Genomic DNA, 2,446 nt, shown 5'->3' with positions numbered 1-2,446 from the left:
TCACCAGCTTTTATATTAGCAAAATCCCTTAAAGCCCGAATGCGATAAAGAGTATAATCACCAACCTCTATTGTCTCACCTGTAAATTCGTATTTTTTTGCAGGCTCTTGTTGATTAGCAAGCGCGGTTTCATTTGAAATATTAGAGAGAAGGGGGGTGTTTTTTGATATATTTGTCATAATTAAAACCTTACGGGTTAATAACGTTTTCAATTGACACTCTATAAGAGCATCGGGCGTTGAAAACACGGCCGTAAGTCCGTTGTTATGCTTTTCCCATAAATGGGTATTGTATGGCATAACCACGCCCGACAAAATTCTCATATACTAACAAAAGCATAAAAGATAGCCAGTATTTTAAAGACATGGGAGAGGCTGTTTCGTAACCTATCCGCTTACGGTTTAAGTGTTTTCATCACTTGAGTATTTATATAACAAAATACGTATTTATTGTCAAACAATATTTTGTCTTTTTTGATATTTTTTGTATTTTTTTAAATACGTTATGTATTGATAATATCTTATGCCTATTAATTGCTTCTTTTATATTTATATGCTTTTAAAGCTATATTATATGTTTTATGAAACGATTGCGTTATTTTCTGAATCTATACATTTATAATATTTAGAAACGCTCTCATGATGTGTATTTTAAACTTTATAACCTATCAATTTTGTTACTAAATGAATTTTAAATTTTTTGTGAATTTTGTTTATAAGGGGCTTTAATTTAAACGACCTTAATAGCACCGCGCTCTTATAACAAATGCTTTCATTTGCATTTTTGCTTTCTCTATAGCTGTTATGTTCTTTATAGCCATGGCATCATTTTTTCATTTTCATAAGAGAAACGATAAATAGGATAATTGCGATTTATTGTCTGTTATGAAAATATCTCAATAGAAACTGATCATTATAGAGATCAGTAAAATCCCTTTTAATAGACCGTGTCAGTGTTGTCAGTTCCTTTTAGACCCTCTATTATTTTTTTTAATGAGAGAAAATTAAAAACATTATATTTCAATATGTTAATGTTTTTAAGACATAACTCATATCACTATTACAATCTTTAAAGATAACCAATGATATGAATTGATTAAAACTTGTCAGTTATGTGTCAGTAAATTGAACTGACAAAAGTGATCATTTTAGTAAGTCATTAAAGCGTATCTTATGAAAAGCGTATGAAATTAAAAACTGATTACGTTATCAAAATCCCTTTTATGAATTTTAATCAGTTCTTTTGAATGATAACCTTATGATTTAGAGAATGATTACAACGTGCTTTATAAAAAGCATGTGATCCTTTAAAGCCTTTCAAAAGAAACGGTTTATGATCATAAAAATGCTATTAAGACTATTATGGTTATGAGTTTAGGGGGATATGGGGGTTTTGGGGGGTCTTTTTACTCCCCCTTTATATATATTTTTTAGTCAAAAATAAAAGTTATTATATTTCAATAAGTTAATCTTTCAAATAAACAACCTATATTAAACATAACACATAAATACAATTTTTAATATATATCTAAGAGGGTTTTGTAGGTGTTTTGGGGGTTTTAAAAACAGACAAAACCTATAAGTAATATAAGAAAATGAATATACATAACTCTGTTTAAACAAAGCTTTTGAAAAGGATAAAGCTATCATTTTAAATACGGTATAATCTCTTAAAGGCAATCCAAATAAGAGTATCTAAAAGTGCAAATGATTTCTTTTTAGAATAACGCATATAAACACTCCTTTTAAAGATTATAGGTAATCAATTCACAAGATGATACGTTTAAAGAATTTACAAAAGTCCATTAAAGGATTTCTGATAACGTAATTCTTTCCTATCTTAGTTATCTCATAACAGATGATAAAATAAACTTTTATTTAAACTAATACATAAGCGGCTTTAATAAGATTAGTATGCCCATTATGTGAGCATGCTTTATAAGTTATTCAGTTTCTTTTAATACCAAATTTGGTAAGTTCTTAACAATTTTCATTGTTTCTAAACTTACAGTGATAACCCTTTGAAATAACTCTAGAGGGTAGGCAGGGTTACCAATGGTTTCAACAGCATAGTGATTGGCATCATTCACAATACCACTCTTTTTATCTGTTTTTACACATTGACGCCCCATAAACCATTCAAGAGCAGGCTTGCCATTGACGATATACTCATAAGCTTCAAGAGGGATATCTGTTATTGTGATATTGCTGTTATAAATAACAGTTGATTTATCCTTTTCCTTACTATTCTTAATTTTTGCAAATTTTATTTCAGTTACATAATAGAATTTTTCGGGATTAGAGATTTCTGTCTGTTTTGGATTACCCTTTTTAAAGGTGACAGGATAAGGTTCTACAGTTTCATAGTTTACGTGCAAATGACCGAGTTCACGCCCTGCTGTCACAAATTTCCAAAAATCATCAGCCGTTTTTACGCAAGGGATACG

1 protein-coding gene is annotated in these 2,446 nt (G+C 29.5%); it reads right to left on the bottom strand.

Features of this window, described 5'->3' with window-relative positions; genetic code table 11:
• Positions 1-1,942: 1,942 nt before the first annotated feature.
• Positions 1,943-2,446: type ISP restriction/modification enzyme (locus tag ACFIQC_RS09580; protein WP_375707115.1), on the bottom strand; the 504-nt coding region annotated here is incomplete at its 5' end.

It is taken from the genome of Bartonella sp. AA126HLJHH (genome assembly GCF_042197425.1).
Taxonomy (GTDB): domain Bacteria; phylum Pseudomonadota; class Alphaproteobacteria; order Rhizobiales; family Rhizobiaceae; genus Bartonella.
This window is presented reverse-complemented; position numbering and strand designations above follow the sequence as displayed.